This window comes from Stenotrophomonas sp. VV52, assembly GCF_002893095.1.
In the GTDB taxonomy this organism is placed as follows: Bacteria; Pseudomonadota; Gammaproteobacteria; order Xanthomonadales; family Xanthomonadaceae; genus Stenotrophomonas; species Stenotrophomonas aracearum.
In genome coordinates, this window is the sequence record NZ_PKQQ01000017.1 from 35,999 (window position 1) to 54,752 (window position 18,754).

The 18,754-nt window shown below is 68.9% G+C and carries 14 protein-coding genes and 1 pseudogene; 12 read left to right on the forward strand and 3 right to left on the reverse strand.

Going from position 1 to position 18,754, the window contains the following annotated elements:
* Positions 1-9: 9 nt before the first annotated feature.
* On the reverse strand, positions 10-627 hold the full coding sequence (locus tag C2U58_RS18955) for a DUF938 domain-containing protein (protein WP_102947230.1): 618 nt from the start codon (positions 625-627) through the stop codon (positions 10-12).
* A gap of 113 nt (positions 628-740) precedes the next feature.
* Here C2U58_RS18955 and C2U58_RS18960 point away from each other — a divergent pair, with 113 nt between their 5' ends.
* The 9 genes from C2U58_RS18960 (at position 741) to C2U58_RS19000 (ending at position 13,244) form a co-directional block, all read left to right on the forward strand.
* Entirely contained in the window at positions 741-2,369 is a 1,629-nt protein-coding gene (locus tag C2U58_RS18960) for a TldD/PmbA family protein (protein ID WP_172448194.1), read from the forward strand.
* A gap of 105 nt (positions 2,370-2,474) precedes the next feature.
* The gene (locus tag C2U58_RS18965; RefSeq protein WP_102947231.1) at positions 2,475-4,109 is read left to right on the forward strand and encodes a TldD/PmbA family protein; all 1,635 of its coding nucleotides are present in this window, start codon (positions 2,475-2,477) and stop codon (positions 4,107-4,109) included.
* Between the two features lie 21 nt (positions 4,110-4,130).
* Entirely contained in the window at positions 4,131-5,465 is a 1,335-nt protein-coding gene (locus C2U58_RS18970) for a TldD/PmbA family protein (RefSeq protein ID WP_102947232.1), read from the forward strand.
* A gap of 16 nt (positions 5,466-5,481) precedes the next feature.
* Positions 5,482-6,183, forward strand: coding sequence for a DUF4159 domain-containing protein (locus tag C2U58_RS18975; protein WP_102947233.1), 702 nt, complete (start codon positions 5,482-5,484; stop codon positions 6,181-6,183).
* Between the two features lie 61 nt (positions 6,184-6,244).
* Positions 6,245-7,231: a MoxR family ATPase gene (locus tag C2U58_RS18980; RefSeq protein ID WP_102947234.1), complete on the forward strand. Its 987-nt coding sequence runs from the start codon at positions 6,245-6,247 to the stop codon at positions 7,229-7,231.
* A 13-nt stretch (positions 7,232-7,244) separates the two neighbouring features.
* Positions 7,245-8,129 (forward strand): DUF58 domain-containing protein, encoded by an 885-nt coding sequence (locus tag C2U58_RS18985; RefSeq protein ID WP_102947235.1) that lies wholly within the window; start codon positions 7,245-7,247, stop codon positions 8,127-8,129.
* Entirely contained in the window at positions 8,126-9,256 is a 1,131-nt protein-coding gene (locus C2U58_RS18990) for a BatA domain-containing protein (protein ID WP_102947236.1), read from the forward strand. Before C2U58_RS18985 ends, C2U58_RS18990 begins: the two co-directional genes overlap by 4 nt.
* Complete coding sequence (locus C2U58_RS18995; RefSeq protein WP_102947237.1) at positions 9,253-11,409, forward strand: hypothetical protein; 2,157 nt, start codon at positions 9,253-9,255, stop codon at positions 11,407-11,409. The genes C2U58_RS18990 and C2U58_RS18995 overlap by 4 nt, the downstream gene beginning before the upstream one ends.
* A complete protein-coding gene (locus C2U58_RS19000; protein ID WP_102947238.1) occupies positions 11,406-13,244 on the forward strand; it encodes a hypothetical protein in 1,839 nt (612 codons plus the stop codon). The genes C2U58_RS18995 and C2U58_RS19000 overlap by 4 nt, the downstream gene beginning before the upstream one ends.
* A 79-nt stretch (positions 13,245-13,323) precedes the next feature.
* On the opposite strand, the gene C2U58_RS19005 is transcribed toward C2U58_RS19000, so the two are convergent.
* Positions 13,324-13,782 (reverse strand): hypothetical protein, encoded by a 459-nt coding sequence (locus C2U58_RS19005; protein WP_253256788.1) that lies wholly within the window; start codon positions 13,780-13,782, stop codon positions 13,324-13,326.
* Positions 13,783-13,940: 158 nt separating this feature from the next.
* Here C2U58_RS19005 and C2U58_RS19010 point away from each other — a divergent pair, with 158 nt between their 5' ends.
* The 3 genes from C2U58_RS19010 to C2U58_RS19020 all read left to right on the forward strand — a co-directional run bounded on the left by C2U58_RS19010 (position 13,941) and on the right by C2U58_RS19020 (position 17,914).
* On the forward strand, positions 13,941-16,421 hold the full coding sequence (locus C2U58_RS19010; RefSeq protein WP_102947239.1) for a DEAD/DEAH box helicase: 2,481 nt from the start codon (positions 13,941-13,943) through the stop codon (positions 16,419-16,421).
* Positions 16,418-17,500, forward strand: a complete 1,083-nt coding sequence (locus C2U58_RS19015; protein WP_102947240.1) for a ribonuclease H-like domain-containing protein — start codon at positions 16,418-16,420, stop codon at positions 17,498-17,500. The genes C2U58_RS19010 and C2U58_RS19015 overlap by 4 nt, the downstream gene beginning before the upstream one ends.
* Before the next feature lie 78 nt (positions 17,501-17,578).
* On the forward strand, positions 17,579-17,914 hold the full coding sequence (locus C2U58_RS19020) for an I78 family peptidase inhibitor (RefSeq protein WP_070207697.1): 336 nt from the start codon (positions 17,579-17,581) through the stop codon (positions 17,912-17,914).
* Positions 17,915-17,957: 43 nt separating this feature from the next.
* Here C2U58_RS19020 and C2U58_RS20110 read toward each other — a convergent pair.
* Positions 17,958-18,754 (reverse strand): annotated as a pseudogene (locus tag C2U58_RS20110) (hypothetical protein); the annotation flags it as partial.

Below are 18,754 nucleotides of genomic sequence, written 5' to 3' on the forward strand. Positions count from 1 at the left end.
CCATGCGTGTCATCGACCCCAGATCCGCAGCCGATTGTTGGCCGGCATGGCGAAATCCTCCACCAACCCCAACCCCTGTGCCGAGGCCAACGCATCCACCGCTTCGGCATCGCGGATCCCCGATTCCGGATCACGCGCCTTCAGCCAGGCATCGAACTGCCGGTTGCTGTCGCTGCTATAGCTGCCGTTGTAGTTGAAGGGCCCATACACACACAGCAGGGCACCTTCGGCCATCACCGCCGGCAGGCCAGCGAAGAAGGCCTGCACATGCGGCCAGCCCATGATGTGCAGGGTGTTGGCACTGAACACGGCGTCGAAGCGATCAAACGCATCCGGCAACGGCGCCAGCCCCCGTACCGGCGCCAGCTCCGCCTGCAGCGGCCACGGTGCTGGCGCGTTGGGCAACGCGGCCTCTTCCAGCCGCTCGGCAATACCCCCTAGGTAATCCGGATGGTCGCTCGCCTGCCACATCAGATGCGGCAGCTGTTCGGCGAAGTACGCCGCATGCTGCCCGGTGCCGCTGCCGATCTCCAGCACCCGGTGGCGGTCATGCAGGTACCGGCGCAGCACGGCCAGGATCGGGTCGCGGTTGCGCTCGCAGGCCTCGGACCAGCGTTGTTGGCTCATGACGATTGGAAATGTCGGGTCAGCGCACATCCAACCATGACCGCAGTCACTTGTGCCAGCACCGGGTCGCAAACGACAGTCGAAGGCTGATCGTTCCCGGGGAATCGCCAGCTGTGCAACGCCGTGAGTTTCTGACCCTGTCCGGTATGGGCCTTGCCGGCCTGATGCTGCCGTATTCCCGCGCGATCGCCGCCGAGCAGCTGCTCGAGCCGGCCAACGCGACCCGCAACAAGGCCCTGGCCGAAGCCGCGCTGGCCGCCGCCAAGCGGGCCGGGGCCAGCTACTGCGACGTGCGCATCGGCCGCTATCTCAACCAGGCGGTGATCACCCGCGAGGCGCGGGTGCAGAACGTCACCAACAGCGAGTCCTCCGGCATCGGCGTGCGCGTCATCATCAATGGTGCGTGGGGTTTCGCCGCCACCCACCAGCAGACCCCGGCCGCGATCCTGGCCGCCGTCGAGCAGGCCGCGGCCATCGCCCGTGCCAATGCGAGCATCCAGACCCGCCCGGTGCAGCTGGCCCCGGTGACCGGGGTGGGCGATGTGAGCTGGAAGACGCCGATCCGCAAGAACGCGATGGCGGTGCCGATCCAGGACAAGGTCGAACTGCTGCTCAGCCTGAATGCGGCCGCGATCAACGCCGGTGCCGACTTCATCAACTCCACCCTGTTCCTGGTCAACGAGCAGAAGTACTTCGCCTCCAGCGACGGCTCGTTCATCGACCAGGACGTGCACCGGATCTGGCTGCCGTTCACCGCCACCGCCATCGACAAGGCCACCGGCAAGTTCCGCACCCGCGCCGGGCTGTCCTCGCCGATGGGCATGGGCTACGAATTCCTCGACGGCGACGCCAGCGGCAAGATCCAGCTGCCCGGTGGCATCACCGCCTACCGCGATTCCTACGACCCGGTGGAAGACGCCATCGCCGCCGCGCGACATGCCCGCGAGAAGCTCAAGGCGCCCTCGGTCAAGCCGGGCAAGTATGACCTGGTGCTGGACCCGTCGAACCTGTTCCTGACCATCCACGAGAACGTCGGCCACCCGCTGGAGCTGGACCGCGTGCTCGGCTACGAAGCCAACTACGCCGGCACCAGCTTCGCCACCCTGGACAAGCGCGACGCCGGCTACCGCTGGGGCAGCGAGCGGGTCAACTTCTTCGCCGACAAGACCGCGCCGGGCAGCCTGGGCGCGGTGGGCTACGACGATGAAGGGGTCAAGACCAAGCGCTGGGACCTGGTCAAGGACGGCATCCTGGTCAACTACCAGGCCACCCGCGATGAGGTGCACCTGCTGGGCGAAACCGAATCGCATGGCTGCAGCTATGCCGATTCCTGGTCCAGCGTGCAGTTCCAGCGCATGGCCAACGTCTCGCTGGCGCCGGGCAGGACCCCGCTGAGCGTGGCGGACATGATCAAGGACGTGGAGAACGGCATCTACATCCACGGCCGCGGGTCGTACTCCATCGACCAGCAGCGCTTCAACGCACAGTTCGGTGGGCAGCTGTACTACCAGATCAGGAATGGGCAGATCGCCGGCATGGTCGAAGACGCGGCCTACCAGATCCGTACGCCGGAGTTCTGGAATGCCTGCAGCGCGATCTGCGACGAGCGCGACTTCCGCTTCGGTGGTTCGTTCTTCGACGGCAAGGGCCAGCCCGGCCAGGTGTCGGCGGTGTCGCACGGTTCGTCCACCACCCGCTTCGATGGCATCAACATCATCAACACCGCACGCAGCCTGGGCTGACCGCCCGGGCCACCGTGCCAAACGTCACTACCGCTGGACCGCTGCGCCCGCAAGAATCAATCACCCGCTGTTCCTGCCACCCCCACACCGACGTGGAGAGCTGCCTTGCAAAGACGTGACTTCCTTGCCCTGACCGGGCTTACTGCTGGCGGCCTGATCGTGCCGTCGTTCTTTGGCAGGGCGATCGCCGCCGAGCAGCTGCAGAGCACGCTCGACCCGGCGCTGAAGAAGCGCCTGGCCGACGCCGCACTGGCCTCTGCCCGCCAGGCCGGCGCCACCTACTGCGACGTGCGCATCGGCCGCTACCTGCGCCAGTTCGTGATCACCCGCGAAGACAAGGTGCAGAACGTGGTCAACACCGAATCCACCGGTGTAGGCATCCGCGTGATCGTCAACGGCGCCTGGGGCTTTGCCGCTACCAACCAGCTCAGCCCCACCGACGTGGCCCGCGCCGCACAGCAGGCCGCTGCCATCGCCAAGGCCAATGCCGGCGTGCAGACCGCCAAGGTGCAGCTGGCCGCCGCGCCCGGCGTGGGCGAAGTGAGCTGGAAGACCCCGATCCGCAAGAACGCGATGGAAGTGCCGGTCAAGGACAAGGTCGACCTGCTGCTCGACGTCAACGCCGCAGCCATGGGCGCCGGCGCCAGCTTCGTCAACTCGATGCTGTTCCTGGTCAACGAACAGAAGTACTTCGCCTCCACCGACGGGTCCTACATCGACCAGGACGTGCACCGCATCTGGGCGCCGATGACGGTCACCGCCATCGACAAGGCCAGCGGCAAGTTCCGCACCCGCGAAGGCCTGTCCGCGCCGATGGGCATGGGCTACGAATACCTGGACGGCGCGGCGGCGGGCAAGGTGCTCACCCCGAACGGCGTGGTCAACTACGGTTCTTCCTACGACATGAAGGAAGACGCCATCGCCGCGGCCAAGCAGGCGCAGGAGAAGCTCAAGGCGCCGTCGGTCAAGCCGGGCAAGTACGACCTGGTGCTGGACCCCTCGCATACCTGGCTGACCATCCACGAGTCGGTCGGCCACCCGCTGGAACTGGACCGCGTGCTCGGTTACGAAGCCAACTACGCCGGCACCAGCTTCGCCACCCTGGACAAGCGCGAGCAGCATTTCCAGTACGGCAGCGACCTGGTCAACATCTTCGCCGACAAGACCCAGCCCGGCAGCCTTGGCGCGGTCGCCTACGACGATGAGGGCGTCAAGACCAAGCGCTGGGACCTGATCAGCAACGGCAAGCTGGTGGATTACCAGACCATCCGCGACCAGGCCCATATCCTGGGCAAGACCGAGTCGGACGGCTGCTGCTATGCCGATTCCTGGTCCAGTGTGCAGTTCCAGCGCATGGCCAACGTGTCGATGGCGCCTGGCAAGACCGCGCTGAGCGTGGCCGACATGATCAAGGACGTGGAGAACGGCATCTACATCATCGGCGACGGCTCGTTCTCCATCGACCAGCAGCGCTACAACGCGCAGTTCGGTGGCCAGCTGTTCTACGAGATCAAGAACGGCCAGATCACCCGCATGCTCGAGGACGTGGCCTACCAGATCCGCACGCCGGAGTTCTGGAACGCCTGCAGCGCCGTGGCCGACGAACGCGACTACCGCCTGGGCGGCTCGTTCTTCGACGGCAAGGGCCAGCCGGGCCAGGTCTCGGCGGTCTCGCACGGCTCGTCCACCGCGCGCTTCAACGGCATCAACGTCATCAACACCGCGCGCAGCCTCGGCTGACCGGTCAGGAGCCCTTATTCCATGAGTATCTTCACCGAAGCCCAGGCCAAGGCCATCCTCGACAAGGTCATCGCGCTGTCCAAGGCCGATGAAACCACCGCAGTGCTGGCCGGCTCGATCGACGGCAACATCCGTTTCGCGCTCAACAACGTGTCCACCAGCGGTGTCGTCGACAACACCGAACTGGCCGTCACGGTGGCCTTCGGCAAGCGCGTCGGCACCGCCTCGATCAACGAGTTCGACGACAAGGCGCTGGAGCGCGTGGTCCGCCGCGCCGAAGACCTGGCCCGCCTGGCCCCGGAAAACCCGGAGTTCCTGCCGGCCATCGGCAAGCAGAGCTACACCGCCAGCCCGACCTTCAGCGCGTCCACCGCCGCGATCGACCCGGCCTTCCGTGCCAAGGTGGCCGCTGACTCGATCGCCCCGTGCCGGGGCAACGGCCTGATCGCCGCCGGCTTCCTGGAAGACGGCCAAGGCTTCCAGGCCACCGCCAACAGCAATGGCAACTTCGGTTACCAGCGCACCACCAACTTCAACTACACCTGCACGGTGCGCACCGAAGACGGCCGCGGTTCGGGCTGGGTGGGTCGCAACCTGAAGGACGCCGAGGATTTCAAGGCCGACCAGGACATCCGCATCGCCATGCGCAAGGCGACCGAATCGTCCGAAGCGAAGGCGCTGGAGCCGGGCAAGTACACCGTGATCCTGGAACCGGCCGCTGCCGCCGGCCTGATCAGCTTCATGATGAACTTCTTCGATGCGCGCTCGGCCGATGAAGGCCGCAGCTTCCTGTCCAAGAAGGGCGGCGGCAACAAGCTCGGCGAGCAGGTCTACGACCCGCGCGTGAACATGTACGCCGACCCGTGGCACCCGGAAGCACCGGTGCTGCCGTGGGACCAGCAGGGCCTGCCGCGCAACAAGCTGGCGATCATCGAGAACGGCAAGGTCGCCAACCTGGACTACTCGCGCTTCTGGGCGCAGAAGCAGGGCAAGACCGCCAATGCCAGCCCGGGCAACCTGCTGATGAGCGGTGGCGACAAGAGCACCGCCGATCTGGTGCGCGGCACCCAGAAGGGCATCCTGGTCACCCGCACCTGGTACATCCGCATGGTCGACCCGCAGACCGTGCTGCTGACCGGCCTGACCCGCGACGGCACCTTCTACATCGAGAACGGCCAGATCAAGTACCCGGTGAAGAACTTCCGCTTCAACGAGTCGCCGGTGATCATGCTCAACAACATCGAAGAGCTGGGCAAGCCGGTGCGGGTGGCCGGTGACGAGTCCAGCTTCGTGATGATGATCCCGCCGATGAAGCTGCGCGACTTCACCTTCACCTCGCTGTCCGACGCGGTCTGATGGCGCGCGTGCGGCAATGAACCGCGCGCAGTTCCTGCGGTTGATGTTGGGCGGGGCCGCCCTGGCGGCCCTGCCCTCGTTCGCCCGCGCGCAGGCGGGGCGCTACGACTTCTGGTTCACCCGGCTCAAGTACGACTCCGGCGACTGGGACGTGGACGCGCGCATGCCGTCCAACCTGATCACCTCGCTGATCGACTACACCACGTTGCGGGTGGATCCCACCGAGCGGGTGATCGCGCTGTCGGATCCGCGCATGCTGGACGCGCCGTTCTGCTACCTGGCCGGGCACAAGCTGGTGGAGTTCAACGCGGCCGAGCGGCAGAATTTCGTGCGCTACGTGCGCAATGGCGGGTTCGTGTTCGTGGACGACTGCAACCACGACATCGACGGACTGTTCGCCAAGTCGTTCGAAGCGCAGATGGCCAAGCTGTTCGGGCCGGCCGCGTTGAAGAAGCTGCCCAACACGCATGCGTTGTACCGCAGCTTCTTCAAGTTTCCGGATGGTCCGCCAGCCACCGGCTTCGAGCTCAATGGCTGGGGCGATGACCTGGTCCACGATTATCTCAAGGGCATCGAGGTCGATGGTCGGCTGGGCGTGCTCTACAGCAACAAGGATTACGGTTGCGAGTGGGACTACGACTGGCGCAACAAGCGTTTCCTTGCGGAAGACAACACGCGATTCGGAGTGAACATCGTGATGTATGCGTTGAACAACTAGTTTCGCCCCTTGTTCCAGCCACGCAGGGCGTGGCTCTACCGTCGATTATTGTGAGTTCGCCATGCAGAGTGACAGTCCTATTGATGCCCTCCTCCAGAAGCTGCAGCCGCTGCGCGATGCGCTGGGCCAGGCCGTGGTCGGCCAGCACGACGTGGTGGAGCAGCTGCTGATCGGCCTGCTTGCCGGCGGCCATGTGCTGCTGGAAGGCGCGCCGGGGCTGGGCAAGACCCTGCTGGTGCGCTCGCTCGGGCAGGCGCTGGAACTGCAGTTCCGGCGCGTGCAGTTCACCCCGGACCTGATGCCCAGCGACATCCTGGGCACCGAACTGCTGGAGGAAGACCATGGCACCGGCCACCGGCACTTCCGTTTCCAGCAGGGCCCGATCTTCACCCACCTGCTGCTGGCCGACGAGCTCAACCGCACGCCGCCCAAGACCCAGGCGGCGCTGCTGGAAGCGATGCAGGAGCGTACCGTCAGCTATGCCGGCACCACCTATTCGTTGCCCGCGCCGTTCTTCGTGCTGGCCACGCAGAACCCGATCGAACAGGCCGGCACCTACCCGCTGCCCGAAGCGCAGCTGGACCGTTTCCTGCTGCACGTGCGGGTGGACTACCCCACCGAGCAGGAAGAGCGCGACATCCTGGTGCAGACCACCGGCAGTGCCAGTGGTGCGGTGCCCAAGGTGATGCACGCCGAAGACGTGCTGGCCCTGCAGGCTGCGGTGCGCCAGGTACATGTCAGCGACGACGTGCTGACCTGGATCACCCGCCTGGTCCGCGCCAGTCGCCCGGGCGAAGGTGCGCCCGCAGCGGTGAACCACTGGATCAAGTGGGGCGCCGGCCCGCGTGCCGGCCAGTCGCTGGTGCTGGCGGCCAAGGCACGTGCCCTGCTGCAGGGTCGCTTTGCCGCCACCCGCGACGACGTGCAGGCGCTGATGGCGCCGGTGATGCGCCACCGCCTGCTGTTGTCGTTCGCCGCTGAAGCCGAGCAGAAGAACGCCGACGACGTGATCGCTGCGCTGCTGCAGGCCGTGCCGTTCCCCGCCTGATTCCGAACCGCGCATGCACGCCCCGATCGCCATTCCCGCCGATGTGCGCAGCCGCCTGAAGGCACTGCGCCTGTTGCCCAGGCGTGCCGTAGGCGCGCAGGGCATCGGGCAGCATGCCAGCCGCAGTCGTGGCGCCGGGCTGGAATTCGCCCAGTACCGTGCGTACGAGCCCGGCGACGAGCTGCGCCAGATCGACTGGAAGCTGTACGCGCGTTCGGACCGCTTCTTCGTGCGCGAATCCGAACGCGAAAGCCCGGTCACGATCTGGATCCTGCTCGACGCCACTGCCTCGGCCAGCCAGTGCGACCGCGAACGGCCCGGCGTTTCGCGGCTCGACCACGCCAGCGCGGTCGCAGCCTGCATCATCGAATTGGCGCTGCAGCAGGGCGACCGCTTCGGGATGATCGCCGTCAGTGGCAAGGGCGTGCAGCTGGTGCCGGCAGGCAGCGGTGCACGCCAACGCGACCGCATCCACCTGCTGCTGCATCGACTGCGTGCGCACGGCGCTTGGCCCGCCACGGACGCGTTGCGACCGGTGTGGGAGCGGGTGCAGGCCAACGACATGCTCATCGCGCTGGGCGATGGCTTCGACGAGGCCGGCACCGTGCTGCTGGAGCGGCTGGCGGCAGCGCGCCGCGATGTGGCGCAACTGCAGATCCTCACCGCCGACGAACGCGACTTCCCGTTCCAGGACGGCCACCGTTTCCGCGATCCGGAAACCGGCGAGGAGCTGCTCGGCGATGGCCGCGCGATCCGCGACGACTACCTGGCCCGCTTCGCCGAGGCCCAGCGCCTGCTGCAGTCGCGCTTGCAGCGCGGCGGCATCGCGCATGTGGTGACCCATACCGACAAGCCGCTGGATGCGCCGCTGCGCGCACTCGCCGGGGTTGGCCGATGAGCCTTTCGCTGCTGTTTCCGATGGGACTGCTGGCGCTGGCGTCGCTGCTGGTGCCGCTGCTGATCCATCTGGCCCGTCGCCATCACTACGCGCCACTGGAGTTCGCCGCGCTGCGCTGGCTGCGCGCCAAGGCACGCCCGCGCCAGCGGATACGGTTCGACGAATGGCCGCTGCTGCTGGTGCGCCTGTTGCTGCTGGCGGCGCTGGCGCTGCTGTTGGCACGGCCGCTGCTGCATGGCGCACCGGTACAGGCGCCACCGTGGGTGGTGGTTGCACCGGGGTTGGCCCCGGTGACGGTGCCGGAAGGCAGCGAAGGCCGTTGGCTGGCGCCCGGGTTCCCGCCGCTGCAGGACACTGCGCCGGGCACCACGCAGCCGCTGGCCAGCCTGCTGCGTGAGCTGGACCAGCAGTTGCCGCCTGGCATCGCGTTGACCGTGTACGTGCCCGACCCGATGCCCGGCCTGGATGGGGAGCGGCCCAGGCTGTCGCGCGCGGTCGAATGGCGCCCCGTGGCGGCGCCGATCAATGCAACCACCGGCGACACTGCGCCACGCCTGCGTGTCAGCGGCGCTGCGCCCGCGACAGACGATGCACAGGCGCTGCGCGTGCTCGACGCCGTGCAGCGCGCGTGGAACGCACAACCACTGTCCGCACCGCTCGAAGGGGATGCGGTGCCCGCCAATGGCGAAACAGGCGTGTGGCGGTCCGACGCGCCGCTGTCCGACGCATGGCGCACCTGGGTGGAAGCGGGGAACAGTGTGCTCGCGCTGTCCGCGACCGCCGTAGCCGACAAGGGCACGCCCATCCTGACGGATAGCGAAGGCAAGCCCGCCCTCGCCCGTCACGCACTCGGTCGCGGCCAGGTGCTGCGCTTCACTGCCGCATTGACCCCCGACGCCCTGCCCATCCTGCGCGACCCTGCGTTCCCGCGCCGTCTGCTGGAAGAGCTGCACCCCGCAGCCGCCCCCCGGATCGCGCCCGCCGCCACGCAGCGGCCGTTGACCGGCGCCGCCGCACCCGTCGTGCAACCGCGCGATCTGGGCCCGTGGCTGCTGATCGCCATCCTCTGCCTGTTCGCGCTGGAGCGCTGGATGGCCACCTCACGACGTCGCGGAGCCGGCGCATGAGTCCGCTGCAGCAGGCGTGGCAGCGCGCGCGTCGCCGCCAGTGGCTGGCTGTTGCGGCCGTGCTGCTGCCGCTGGCGCTGGCCGTGACCGCCGCGGCGGTGCGCCTGGTGGGCATCAGCATCGGCTCGGTGGTGCTGCTGGTCACGCTGTTGCTGGCCGTGGGCACCGCCACCTGGCGCGCGCGTCGGCTCGACCGGCAGTGGCTGGTACGCCGGCTGGACGCGCTTCCGGTAGCGCAGGACAGCGCCGACCTGCTGTTCGCCGACACCGCCACGCTCAATCCGTTGCAGCAGCTGCAGCGCGACCGCATCAGCCGCACCCTGCTCGCCGCCATGCCCGACCTGCGCACGCCGTGGCCACGCCGCTGGCTGCTGGCGTCGTGGCTGGGTGGCCTGCTCGTCGCGGTGCTGGCGGTGGGCTGGCCCGCGCCGGGCGCACCGCTGCCGGTGCTTCCAGGCACCGCCGCTCCGGAGGCCAGCGTCGCGCTGCCGCCGCGCCTGCAATCCGCACGCCTGCAGATCCGTGCCCCGGCGTACACCGGACAGGCCGCGCGCACGCAGACCGCGCTGGATGCCAAGGTGGTGCAGGGCAGCGCGCTGGACTGGTCGTTGCGCTTCACCGCACAGCCCAGCAAGGCGGCCCTGCAACTGCACGACGGCACCCGCATCGCGCTGCGCCGCGACGGCGAAGCGTGGGTGGCGCAGTGGAACGCCAGTCGCCCGACCCTGTACCGCATCGTCACCGAGCCCGCGTTGAGCGCCCCGCGCCTGTACCGCTTGGACGTGATACCTGACCGGCCGCCGAGCGTGCGCGTCATCGCACCGGACCGGACCCTGGTGCTGGCCACGCCCGGCCAGCGCCAGTGGACGCTGCAGTTCGAAGCCAGCGACGACTTCGGCGTGGCCGCTAACGCCGAGCTGGCGCTGACCCTCGCCCAGGGCAGCGGCGAGAACATCACCTTCCGCGAGCAGCGCATCGCGCTGACCGGCACCGGCCCGGCCACGCAGCGTCGTTTCGCGCGCACGCTGGATCTGGCGGCGCTGGGTGCAGGCCCGGGCAATGATGTGATCGCGCAGCTGCACGTGCGCGACAACCACACCCCCACACCGCAGACCGCGCAGAGCACCAGCCTGATCCTGCGCCTGCCCAGCGAGGAACAGGTGCTGGGCGCCGACCTGGAAGGCATGGTCAAGAAGACCCTGCCGGCGTACTTCCGCAGCCAGCGCCAGATCATCATCGACGCCGAAGCGCTGATCAAACAGCGCGGGACACTGTCGGCGGAAGAGTTCGTGAAGCGCAGCGACGCCATCGGCGTGGACCAGCGCATCCTGCGCCTGCGCTATGGCCAGTTCCTCGGCGAGGAGAGCGAGGGCGCGCCCAAGGCACCGCCAACCAGCGACAGCCTGCCGACCAGCGATACACCCGCCGCCGACCACGATGACGATCACGCGCACGCGCCCACCACCGCGCAGGACAGCCACGACGATCACGACCATGGCGCCGCGAAAGCCGACGCCGCACCCGTGTTCGGCGCGGCCACCGACGTGCTCTCCGAGTACGGGCACACCCACGATCATGCCGAAGCAGCCACGCTGCTCGACCCGGAAACCCGCGCGATCCTGAAGGCTGCGCTGGACCAGATGTGGTCGTCGGAAGGCGAGCTGCGCCAGGGACGTCCCGAGCGCGCCCTGCCGTTCGCCAACAAGGCGCTGGAGTTCATCAAGAAGGTGCAGCAGGCCGAGCGTATCTACCTGGCGCGGGTCGGGCCCGAGTTGCCGCCGATCGACGAGGGGCGCCGCATGGGCGGTGACCGCGCCGACCTCGGCAGCCGCACCCTGGCGATCAGCCCGGTCGCCACGCCGGACCCGGCCATCGTCGCGGTCTGGCAGCAGCTGGCCGACACCGGCAACGCACCGGACCTGGACGTGCTCAGCCAGTGGCTGGGCCGCAACGAACGTCGCTTGTCCGATCCCTTGAGCCTGGCCGCCGCCATCGAAGAACTGCGCCTCCAGCCCGACTGCATCGCCTGCCGCGGCACCCTGCGCGCGCAGCTGTGGCGCGCCCTGCTGCGGCCGCTGCCCCAGGTAGAACGCAGGACCGCACCGGACCCGATGTCACAGCGTTACCTGGATGCCCTGGAGGCCTCCCGATGAGCACCGCACTGTGGGTCGCCATCGCACTGGCCATCATCGTCATCGTGGGCACGCTGCGGCTCCTGACACCGGCTTCATCCCCGCCGCGCCTGCCTGTAGCGCCGGGCTCTGCCCGGCCGCTCCACCGCACAGCGCTGATGGCGCTGCAGGCACTCGCAGCACTGCTCCTGTACTTCACGCTGCTGCCGCCACAGCGCAGCGTGGACGCCGGCCAGCTCACCGTGTTGACCGGCAACGCCGCACTCGCTGGAAATACCGCCGCAGGCACCACGCTGATCGCCCTGCCCGAAGCTTCCGCACCGGCGGGCGCCACCCGCGCCCCGGACCTCGCCACCGTCCTGCGCCAGCACCCCGGCAGCACCGCCCTGATGCTGGTTGGCGACGGCCTGGCCGCACGCGACCGCGACACCGCCCTGCCCGCGCGCACCACGCTGCAGGCCGCGCCTGCGCCGACCGGCTGGGTGGCGCTGCAGCCACCGGCCACCACCGCACCGGGCGCCCTGTTTACAGTGAGCGCTCGCGCCAACGGCGTGGCCGACGCACGCGCCGAGCTGCTCGACCCCGCCGGCGTGGTGGTCGACCGCGCCCCGCTCGATGCGCAGGGACGGGTGCGCCTGCAAGGCACTGCACGCGCCGCCGGCCGCAGCGAGTTCACCCTGCGCCTGCTCGACGCCCAGCAGCACGCCGTGGACACCGTTCCGGTCCCGCTGCAGACCCTTGCCGCTCCCGCACCGCGCCTGCTGGTCATCGGCGGCGCACCAGGCCCGGAGCTGAAATACCTGCGTCGCTGGGCCACCGACACCGGGCTGGAAGTACAGGCGCAGTCAAGCGCCGGGGGTGGCGTCATGCTCGGCGATGCCCCGGTGGCCCTCACCGCCGCACGCCTGGCGGCCACCGATGTGCTGGTACTCGACGAACGCAGCCTGGCCGCGCTCGGCGCAGCGCAGCGCAGCGTGGTGGCGCAGGCATTTCGCGCCGGGCTCGGCGTGGTGGTCCGCACTACCGGCCCGCTCAACGACACCACCCGCCAGGTGCTGCGCAGCTGGGGACTGCCGACAAGCGGCGGCACCCGTGCCGTACCGCTGGTGTTGGCTGCCGACCCCGAGGCCGCGCTGCTGCAGGCCCGTCGCGGCCCGCAGCGCCCGGCCAGCGAACGCACTGCCTACACCGACGAAGCCGACACCGCTTCGCACGGCACGGCACCGCCCGCACTGGAACGATTCGAGGTGGACCTGCCCGGCAGCGACGCCCTGCTGCACGATGCCAAGGGCGCGGCCATCGGCGGCTGGCGCAGCGTCGGTCGCGGCCGCATCGCCCTGCTGCCGGTGACCGACAGCTACCGGCTGGTGCTGTCAGGCCGCGACGACCGCCACGCCGAACTGTGGTCCGGCGTGCTCGCCCAGGTGGCCCGCGCGTTGCCCGGCGCACCAGCGGTACGCCTGCCCACCACGCCGTGGTCCGGCCAGCGTGTGACCCTGTGCGACGTGCCCGATACCACCCAGGTCCGCGACCCCGCAGGCCGCACCGTCGCCCTGCAGGTCGACCCCACCACCGGCACCCAGCGTTGCGCCGGCTACTGGCCGCAGCAGCCCGGCTGGCACCAGCTGCAGCGCGGCGAGAATACGCAGTCCTTCTACGTATTCGATCCCGTCTCGGCCCAGCCACTGCACCGCCAACAGCTGCGCGACGCCACGGCACAGCGCCTGACCGAAACCCGCGCCGCCACCGCAACCGCCTCCAACAAGACGCCCGGCCCACGCTGGCCCTGGCTGCTCGCCTTCATCGCAGTCGCCGGACTGCTGTGGTACCTCGAACGAAAGCGGGCAAACGCGTAGCGACACGCCACGCGTGTCCCAGGCTCTGCCTGACACCCCGCAGGACACGCATGGCGAGTCCCCACGCTTTACGCGACGATCAATCCCCCACCGCCGCGTCGCATCCCTGCTCCGCCGCACACACCTGCAACGCCCTTCGCTGCTGGTCCGCATCCAGGGCCGGCGGCGGGCGCGCAACCGCAGCCTGGATCTGGTCCGGCGCCCGGGTCAGCGTGTGCAGGCCCTTGGCGGTCTGGGCGATGCCGTAGTTGATGCCCATCATCAGATAGCCACCGCGCATGCCCACTTCCTGCAGCGACGGCGGCTCACGCCAGGCACGGTTGAACGCATTGGGCGCAGGGTCCACCGGGCTCTTGAAGCGGTACAGATCCAGCGGCACCTCTTCGTCCGGTTTGAGCGCACGGACCTCGCCGAGCGTGGTGACCTGTTTGCCGGTGCCTTGATCCAGCTCCGCGCCACCCTCCTGCCCGTGCGCCGCGCCTGCCAGCAGCGCCCCTGCCAGCAACGTGGTTCCCCGCACTCCCTTGCCTCGCATCATGCGTCCTGTCCTGTGAGCGGCATCGTCGGCGGAGCATACGCAGCACGTCCTTCAGATTCCGTTGGGCACTGAACCGTTCACCGATCCGCACCGCCGTGTCTCAGTCATTGAGACCGCTTTATGTTTCCATGGCGTCCTTTGCAGACCGTTGTTTCCCCATGGCTTACGAACTCGCCAAGCGCACCGAGGACGCCGAACGGCGCCTTGCGACCACCGACGGGCTGCCCTCGCGCAACGGCGCGCTGCTCACCGAGCGGCTGCAACGGCGCTACTCCGACCGCATCACCGGCAGCTTCACGATTCCAGGCCGCGAGGGCCGCTACGCCCCGATTCCGGCCGATGTGCCGGCGGCGCTGAGCGCCGCCTTGAAGGCGCGTGGCATCGAACAGCTGTACAGCCACCAGGCCGAAGCCTGGGATGCCACCCAGCGCGGCGAGCACGTGGCCATCGTCACCCCCACCGCCAGCGGCAAGTCGCTGTGCTACACCCTGCCGGTGGTCAGTGCCGCCATGCAGGGCAAGGCCAAGGCGCTCTACCTGTTCCCGACCAAGGCGCTGGCCCAGGACCAGGTGGCCGAGCTGCTCGAGCTCAACCGCGCCGGCGACCTCGGGGTGAAGGCCTTCACCTTCGACGGCGACACCCCCGGCGACGCCCGCCAGGCGATCCGCCTGCACGGCGACATCGTGGTCTCCAACCCGGACATGCTGCACCAGGCGATCCTGCCGCATCACACCAAGTGGGCGCAGTTCTTCGAGAACCTGCGCTACGTGGTGATCGACGAAGTGCACACCTACCGTGGCGTGTTCGGCAGCCATGTCACCAACGTGCTGCGCCGGCTGAAGCGGATCTGCGCGTTCTACGGGGTGGAGCCGCAGTTCATCCTGTGCTCGGCCACCATCGGCAACCCGCAGGCGCATGCCGAAGCGCTGATCGAAGCGCCGGTGACCGCCGTCACCGAGTCCGGCGCGCCGACCGGGCCCAAGCACGTGCTGCTGTGGAACCCGCCGGTGGTGAACGCCGACCTGGGCTTGCGTGCCTCGGCACGCTCGCAGAGCAACCGCATCGCGCGCATTGCGATCAAGTCCGGGCTGAAGACGCTGATCTTCGCGCAGAGCCGGTTGATGGTCGAAGTGCTCACCAAATACCTGAAGGACATCTTCGACCACGACCCGCGCAAGCCGGCGCGCATCCGCGCCTACCGTGGCGGCTACCTGCCCACCGAGCGCCGCGAAACCGAACGCGCCATGCGCGCTGGCACCATTGACGGCATCGTCAGCACCTCGGCGCTGGAGCTGGGCGTGGATATCGGCAGCCTGGACGTGGTGGTGCTCAACGGCTACCCCGGCAGCGTGGCAGCCACCTGGCAGCGCTTCGGCCGCGCCGGCCGCCGCCAGCAGCCCGCACTGGGCGTGCTGGTGGCCAGCTCGCAGCCGCTGGACCAGTACGTGGTGCGGCACCCGGACTTTTTTGCCGACGCCTCGCCCGAGCACGCGCGCATTGCGCCGGACCAGCCGCTGATCCTGTTCGACCACATCCGCTGCGCGGCATTCGAGCTGCCGTTCCTGGCCGGCGACCCGTTCGGGCCGATCGATCCGCTGGTATTCCTCGAAGCCCTGGCCGAAACCGACGTGGTGCACCGCGAAGGCGACCGCTGGGAGTGGATCGCCGACAGCTACCCGGCCAATGCGGTAAGCCTGCGTTCGGTGGCCGACGGCAACTTCGTGGTGGTCGACCGCAGCGACGGCAAGCAGCAGATCATCGCCGAGGTGGACTACTCCGCCGCTGCGCTTACGCTGTATGAAGGCGCCATCCACATGGTGCAGTCCACGCCCTACCAGGTGGAGCAGCTGGACTGGGAAGGCCGCAAGGCCTATGTCACCCGCACCCACGTGGACTACTACACCGACAGCATCGACTTCACCAAGCTCAAGGTGCTGGACCGCTTCGACGGCTGCGTGGCCGGGCGCGGCGACGCGCACCATGGCGAAGTGCACGTGGTGCGGCGCGTGGCCGGCTACAAGAAGATCCGCTATTACACCCACGAAAACATCGGCTACGGGCCGGTCAACCTGCCCGACCAGGAGCTGCATACCACGGCGGTGTGGTGGCAGTTGCCGCAGGGCCTGCTGCTGACCGCGTTCGATTCCAAACAGGAAGCGCTGGATGGTTTCCTCGGCGCGGCCTATGCGCTGCACATTGTCGCCACCGTGGCGGTGATGGCCGACGCGCGCGACCTGCAGAAGGCGGTGGGCAATGGTGACGGCGCCTGGTTCGCGGTGGCCGACCAGAGCGGGCGTGGGCAGCTGCGCGGCGCCGAGTTCGACGCCAGCGCGATCGAGCTGCAGCAGCAGTTCGTCCCCACCGTGTACCTGTACGACAACTTCCCCGGCGGCGTGGGCCTGAGCGAACCGCTGTGGCTGCGCCAGGCTGAACTGCTGCAGCGCGCGCAGGAACTGGTGCAGCGCTGCGACTGCAAGGCCGGTTGCCCGGCCTGCGTGGGCCCGGTGCTGGCCGGCCAGGAGGAAGACGCCACCACCCCCAAGGCGCTGGCGCTGAAGGTGCTGGCGCTGTTCGACGAACACGCGCTGCCGAGCGCCGCCGAGCGCGAACGGATCGACGCCGACGTGGTGCCGTTTTGAGCCTGAGCCTGGACAAACTGCGGCTGCTGCGCCGGCAAGCGGGTGACGCCACGCCACGCCCGGCGGCCGAGAGCGTTGCACCCGTGGCACAGGCGACGGGCCATGCCGCCGTGCCTGAAGCGCCGCAGCCAAGGGTGCCCGCAGCGGCCAACGATGCCCACGCACGACGGGCGGCACCGGACTCGGTGTTCGCCTGGGTCGAGAAGGAAATCCAGCACAAACCGACCGGGGAGCGGGCGCCTGCAGCGCCGCCCGCGGTAGCGCTGCGCAAGCCCGAGGTGGGTGGCCTGCATCGCCTGCTGGGCCTGCGCGATCGTGGCGCAGCCGCAACGCGACCGCGTGCAGACGCTCAGGACCGCCATGTACCCGGCGAGGAGATCGCGCCCGGCTTGTTCCTGATCGAATCGTTCCTGCCCCGCGCCATTCCCACCCAACCGCTGTCGCTGGCCTTCGCCAGGCGCGACGGGGAACAGGTGCAGCCGCAGGACCTGTTGTTCTTCGACACCGAGACCACCGGTCTGGCCGGTGGCACCGGCACCCGTGCCTTCATGATCGGCGCAGCCGACTGGCACCGCGACGCCTCGCGTGGCGAGGGCCTGCGCATCCGCCAGCTGCTGATGACCACCATGGCCGCCGAAATCGCGATGCTGCGCGAGTTCGCCGGCTGGCTGCAGCCCACCACGGTGTTTTCCAGCTACAACGGCCGCTGCTACGACGCACCGCTGCTGAAGACCCGCTACCGCCTGGCCCGCCAGCGCTGCCCGATCACCCCGCTCGACCATGTGGACCTGCTGTTCCCCACCCGCCGCCGTTACCGGGGCACCTGGGAGAACTGCCGCCTGGCCACCATCGAACGCCAGCTGCTGCAGGTGATCCGCGAAGACGACCTGCCCGGATCCGAAGCCCCCGCTGCGTGGCTGAACTACCTGCGCGGCGGCAGCGCGGTGAACCTGCGCCGGGTGGCCGAACACAACCACCAGGACGTGGTGACCCTGTCGTTGCTGATGCTGCGGCTGGTAGCCGAAGAGCAGCGCGAGCGGGAAACGCTGGAACTGTCAGCGGCCCAGCCCCAGGACTAGTGGCGTATTCACCTTGTTGACGCGCCGTGCAGTCACGCCGGTGCAAGCTGGCGCCACATCCCTTCCAAGGAGTACGCCGTGCGCCTGCCCATGTTGCTGTTGATCAGCTGTGCCCTGCCGCTCTCGGCGTGCAGCAGCCCGCCGCCGAAGAACACCGAAGAGCCGCCGCAGGCGGTGGTGGATCCGATCCCGACCGGCATGGGGAACGGCACGAAGTGCAATCCCGAGGCATTGAAGGGATTGGAAGGCCAGGTTGCTTCGCAGGCGCTGGTGGACAAGACCGTCAAGGCCGCCGGTGCCAAGCATGCCCGCGTGGTGAAGCCGGGCATGGCGGTGACCATGGATTTCCGCGAAGACCGCCTGACCATCCAGGTGGACGAGAACAACAAGATCACCAGCATCGGGTGCAATTGATCCCGTGGAGCCACGCGGGGCGTGGCTCTACCCCCCTGCCGGGCTAGTTCACCCGCTGTGCGGTGCCGTTGGCCAGCGCCTGGTCGATGGCCGAGCGCACATCGCGTGCGACCTTGGCCGAGGCGACGCTCTGGCGTTGCGCCAATGCTTCCTGCTGGCGTGCCAGACCCTGCTGCTGACGGGCCAGTTCGGCCTGCTGCCGGGCCGCCTGTTCGGTCTGCAGCTGCCGGTCCTGGTCGGTGCGCGCCTGGGCCGCCTTCTCGCGGGCCCGTTCGGAGGTGCGGCGTGCCGCCAGTGCACGGGTAGCGTCACTGCTGCCCTGGTGCGCGGCTTGGTTGGCCATTTCCGCCGCATCCATCTGCATGGCCTCACGGCTGGCGTCCAGCGCCTCGCGGCTGGCCTGCAGCGAGATGGCGGCCATGCGCTCGCCCAGGCGACCCTGTTGTTCGCCCAACCGTCCCTGCTGCTCGCCGAGCGCGCCCTGTGCGCGGCCCAGGTCGGCGATTTCCTTCTGCGACTGGCTGAGCGAGCGGATCAGCGCCGGGTCACGGATCACATAGCGGTCCGTGCCACGGCGCACCCAGAGCACCGCCTCGCCACTCGGCGCGTCGCGCTGCGACTGCGTGAGGTCGGCCATCGAGGCGTCGACGAAGTTGTCCTCGCCCATGCGCAGCACGTACGCCTGTGACGGCTGGTGCGACAGGTCCAACCGGCCCTGCGTGATCAGGGTGGTGCTGGAATCACCGCTGTTGATGTGCATGCGGCTGGCGTGGTCCGGATGCGGCGGCGCCGGTGGGGCGGCGGGCGCGCGCGGTGCAGCGGGCGCCTCGGGCGCGGCCG